The sequence below is a fragment of the Bacillus sp. MBGLi79 genome, from assembly GCF_002953915.1.
In genome coordinates, this window is sequence record NZ_CP026521.1 from 1,849,065 (window position 1) to 1,853,778 (window position 4,714).

3 protein-coding genes and 2 pseudogenes are annotated in these 4,714 nt (G+C 46.1%); all 5 read left to right on the forward strand.

The window, feature by feature from the left end; translation table 11 throughout:
• The first annotated feature begins 152 nt into the window (after positions 1-152).
• A pseudogene (mraZ, locus tag C1T29_RS09435) lies at positions 153-584 on the forward strand (division/cell wall cluster transcriptional repressor MraZ).
• A gap of 66 nt (positions 585-650) precedes the next feature.
• Complete coding sequence (gene rsmH / locus C1T29_RS09440) at positions 651-1,589, forward strand: 16S rRNA (cytosine(1402)-N(4))-methyltransferase RsmH (protein WP_020451294.1); 939 nt, start codon at positions 651-653, stop codon at positions 1,587-1,589.
• Between the two features lie 31 nt (positions 1,590-1,620).
• A complete protein-coding gene (gene ftsL, locus C1T29_RS09445) occupies positions 1,621-1,974 on the forward strand; it encodes a cell division protein FtsL (protein WP_020451295.1) in 354 nt (117 codons plus the stop codon).
• Positions 1,975-1,980: 6 nt separating this feature from the next.
• Positions 1,981-4,116, forward strand: a complete 2,136-nt coding sequence (locus C1T29_RS09450; protein ID WP_103749022.1) for a penicillin-binding protein — start codon at positions 1,981-1,983, stop codon at positions 4,114-4,116.
• A 146-nt stretch (positions 4,117-4,262) separates the two neighbouring features.
• Positions 4,263-4,714, forward strand: a pseudogene (locus tag C1T29_RS09455) (stage V sporulation protein D); the annotation flags it as partial.

The following is a 4,714-nucleotide window of genomic DNA, read 5'->3' on the forward strand; positions in this document are numbered from 1 at the left end:
AACATTCATCAATTTGTCAAACTTTGAAATAATTTTTTAAAAAACCCTGAGTAGTTCAGGGTTTTTTTTTGTTCTAAAACAGTGTAAAATAAATTTGTGGAGAGAAGTGGTGGATAGTGGTGAGTTGAGGAACGAAAGTGGGGGCCGAGATCATGTTTATGGGTGAATACCAGCATACGATTGATTCAAAAGGCCGCATGATCGTTCCGGCGAAATTCAGAGAAGGCCTCGGCGAGCAGATCGTTCTGACGCGCGGGCTTGATCAGTGCCTGTTTGGCTACCCGATGTCCGAATGGAAACTCATCGAAGAAAAACTGAAGGCTCTTCCTCTTACAAAGAAAGATGCACGCGCTTTTACCCGCTTTTTTTTCTCCGGATCCACCGAATGCGAATTGGACTAGCATTGCCGGATCAACATTGCATCACCGCTTTTAAATTATGCAAAGCTTGAGAAGGAATGCGTGGTCATCGGAGTTTCAAATCGAATTGAATTGTGGAGCAAAGAGATTTGGGAACAATACGTAGAAGAGCAGGAAGATTCATTTGCCGAAATAGCTGAAAACATGATCGGATTTGATATATAATGAATCTTTGCGCATGCGGCGCTTCTGCAATCAGTTCATTTGAATAAAGGTGGGACTAGTAAAGAAATGTTTGAGCATACAACAGTATTATTAAAAGAAACAGTTGACGGGTTAAATGTAAAAGAAGACGGTACATATGTAGACTGTACATTAGGCGGTGCCGGTCACAGCGAATACTTGCTTTCACAGCTGTCTGAAAAAGGAAAGCTGGTCGCTTTTGATCAGGATGAAACCGCACTCCGCCACGCGAAGGAAAAACTGGCGGATCATGAAGGACAAGTCGTTTTCATAAAAAGCAATTTTCGGTATTTAAAAGACCGTCTAAACGAAATCGGCATCACGAAAGTGGACGGTGTTTTATTTGATTTAGGCGTCTCATCTCCTCAGCTGGATACACCTGAAAGGGGCTTCAGCTATCATCATGATGCACCTCTTGATATGCGAATGGACCTGTCGGCGGGCCTTTCGGCAAAGGAAGTCATCAATGAATGGCCTTATGAGGATCTCGTGAAAATCTTCTTTAAATACGGAGAAGAGAAGTTCAGCAAGCAAATCGCCAGGAAAATCGAAAAAGCAAGAGAACAATCGGCTATTGAAACAACAGGCCAGCTTGTCGATATCATCAAAGAGGCGATTCCCGCACCGGCAAGAAGAAGCGGCGGGCATCCGGCTAAACGGATCTTCCAGGCGATTCGAATTGCGGTAAACGATGAATTGAGAGTGTTTGAAGAAGCGCTTTTACAGGCGATTGAGGTACTGAAGCCGGGCGGAAGGGTATCGGTCATCACGTTCCACTCGCTGGAAGACCGGATCTGCAAATCGACATTTAAAGAGATGTCATCGCCTCCTGAACTGCCTCACGGACTGCCCGTGATCCCCAAGGAGTTTGAACCGAAATTAAAGTTAGTCAACAGAAAGCCGATCACAGCTTCTGAAGAGGAGCTTGAACACAATAACCGTGCGCGCTCAGCGAAGCTGCGCATCGCGGAAAAAGCACGAGAGTGAGCTGTACGAATTAAAAGGAGGTCATCAGTCTATGAGCAATTTGGCTTATAAAGTAGAAAAACAGCAACGACAGACAAACAGTGCAGAACAATCCGTTATCATCCGGAGAAGAGCATCGATAACGCTTGGGGAAAAGGTACTGATTGTGCTTTTTGCCCTGGCTGTACTCAGCGCTTCACTTTTTATGATTTCAAAGGCTTTTGCCGCGTATCAGACCAATATTGAAATTCAAAAGCTCGAAAAGAAGGTTGAAACGGAAAGCAGCAGAGTTGGTGACCTCGAAAAAGAAGCCGATATGCTGAAAGAGCCGGACCGTATCATGGACATCGCCCGGAAAAAAGGCCTTAAATTAGGTGATAAAAAAGTGAAAGACATACAGGAATGATGCACAATGCCGAAAAAAAATAAATTCATGAACAGAGGAGCGGCAATACTCAGTATTTGTTTTGCCCTCTTTTTCTTTGTTATCGTAGGACGATTTGCGTTTATTCAAGCGACGGGAAAAGTGAACGGCGAAGTGCTTGCACAGAAGGCGAACGAACAGTATGAGAAAAAGCGGACGATCGAAGCCCACCGGGGATCGATCCTTGACCGGAACGGAAAAGTGCTTGCCGAAGACACTTCGACATACAAGCTCGTCGCGATTATGAGCAAAAAGATGGAACCTCAATACGTGAAAAACAAGCAGCTGACGGCTGAGAAGCTTGCGCCGATTCTCGGTATGGATGAGGGGAAAGTGCTCGATATTCTCAATAAAAAAGGAGCGTTTCAGGTTGAATTCGGATCGGCGGGGCGGGATTTGACATATGCCCAAAAAGAAAAAATCGAAAAGCTGAAGCTGCCTGGCATCGTGTTCACCCGCGATACGAAGCGCTACTATCCAAACGGAATCTTCGCTTCCAATCTCATCGGCTATTCGCAGATCAACGCAAAAACAGGTGAAATGCAAGGCATGATGGGCCTTGAAAAAACGCTCAACGATTATTTGAAAGAAACGGACGGATACATGACGTACGACACCGACAGAACGGGCTGGCGCCTGCCGAACAGCAACGAAAATATTAAAGCGCCAAACAACGGAGACAACGTGTATTTGACGATCGATCAAAAAATCCAGGCGTTTTTGGAAGACAGCATGACGACCGTCCAAAAAGAATACAAGCCGAAGAAGATTATGGCGGCGGTCGTTGATCCGAAAACGGGCAAAGTGCTCGCGATGGGGCAAAGGCCGAGCTTCAACCCGAACGTGCGCGATGTCACGAACTATTACAACGACCTTGTCTCCTACAGCTTTGAGCCAGGCTCAACGATGAAGATTTTCACATTGGCGGCAGCCATCCAAGAAGGCGTATATAATGGAGGAGAACAATACAAGTCTGGATCATATTCGGTGTCTAAAAAAGATAAGCCGATTAAAGACCATAATGGCGGCAACGGCTGGGGCCCGATCACATTTAATGAAGGTGTTGAACGCTCCTCAAACGTCGCGTTTGCGATCCTTGCCAATGATAAACTCGGCACAGACCGCTTCAATCAATATTTGCGGAAGTTCCATTTTTACGACAAAACGGGCATCGACCTGCCTGGAGAAGCGAACAGCAAAATCAATTTTGAATATTTGCGTGATAAAGTATCAACTGCCTTTGGTCAAAGTTCAGCGGTCACGCCGATCCAGCAGCTTCAGGCCGCGACAGCGATCGCGAATAACGGAAAAATGATGAAGCCTTATGTCATCGATCATGTCGTTGATTCTGACAAAAACAAAACGATTTATCAAAATAAACCGGAAAAAGTCGGACAGCCGATCTCTGCCAAAACGGCAAAAGAAGTGCGCGATCTGCTGGGAAAAGTCGTCACATCTGATAAAGGGACGGGGAAGCCGTACAAGATCGAAGGATTTGATGTCGCCGGAAAAACCGGTACGGCGCAAATGACCGGTGAGGACGGAAAAATCTTGAAGGGACGCGAAGACTACGTGTTCTCCTTCATGGGCATGGCGCCGAAGGACGATCCGCAGCTTCTCGTTTATGTAGCCGTACAGCAGCCGCAATTAAAGGCTACGGAAACAGGTTCTGCTCCGGTATCAAAAATTTTCAATCCGGTGATGAAAAACAGTCTTCACTATTTAAATATCACACCGACAGAGACCAAAAAAGAAGAAAAGCAGGAAGAAAAACAGCTGGAAATGCCTGATTTCACCGGCAAACGAGCCAAATCCGCCGAAAAAGAGGCGCAAAACAACAGCCTTGTTCCGGTTACGATCGGCGATGGCTTGGCTGTGAAAGAACAGTACCCGAAAGCGGGAGAAGCCGTCCTGCCGAATCAGAGGGTCTTCCTGAAGGCCGACGGGAAAATCACACTGCCTGATATGACGGGCTGGTCAAAGCGTGACGCTCTCCGCTTCGGCGCCATGGCAGGCATTCATATCGAAACGAGCGGCCAGGGTTATGTGAAAAGCCAAAATGTAAAAGCAGGCAAAGAATTAAAAGCCAACTCGGTCGTAAAAGTCAGATTGAAAAACGAATAGATCCCGTCTAAAAGGCTATCGGCTCAGAGTCGATAGCCTTCCGTTTGGGCGCGGCCGCCTCCTGAGCATATAAAAATAAGGGTCGTTCTATCAAAACGCTCCAAGGCATAAAATGAAACAAGCCTAAATAAGGAGTGAACGGTCTCTTGCGCGTTTCCAATGTAACGGTCAGAAAACGTTTAATATTCGTTCTGCTTTTTGGTGTGATCATCTTTTTGATTATTGATACAAGACTCGGATACGTTCAGTTCGTTCTGGGGGATAAACTGACGACATTAGCTAAAGATTCGTGGAGCCGGAACCTTCCTTTTGAGCCGGAAAGGGGCGAAATATTGGACAGGAACGGCGTCAAGCTGGCGACAAACCAAAGCGCGCCATCGGTTTTGGTTGTTCCGAAGCAGGTTGAAAATCCGATCAAAACGAGCAAACTGCTGGCTAGCGTGTTGAATATGTCGGAAGAAAAAGCGTACAAACATGTCACGAAAAAAACGTCAATTGAAAGGATCAATCCCGAGGGCCGGAAAATTTCCCATGAGAAAGCAAAAGAAGTCAGAGATCTCAACTTGAAAGGCGTATACAGTGCAGAAGCTTCGATCCG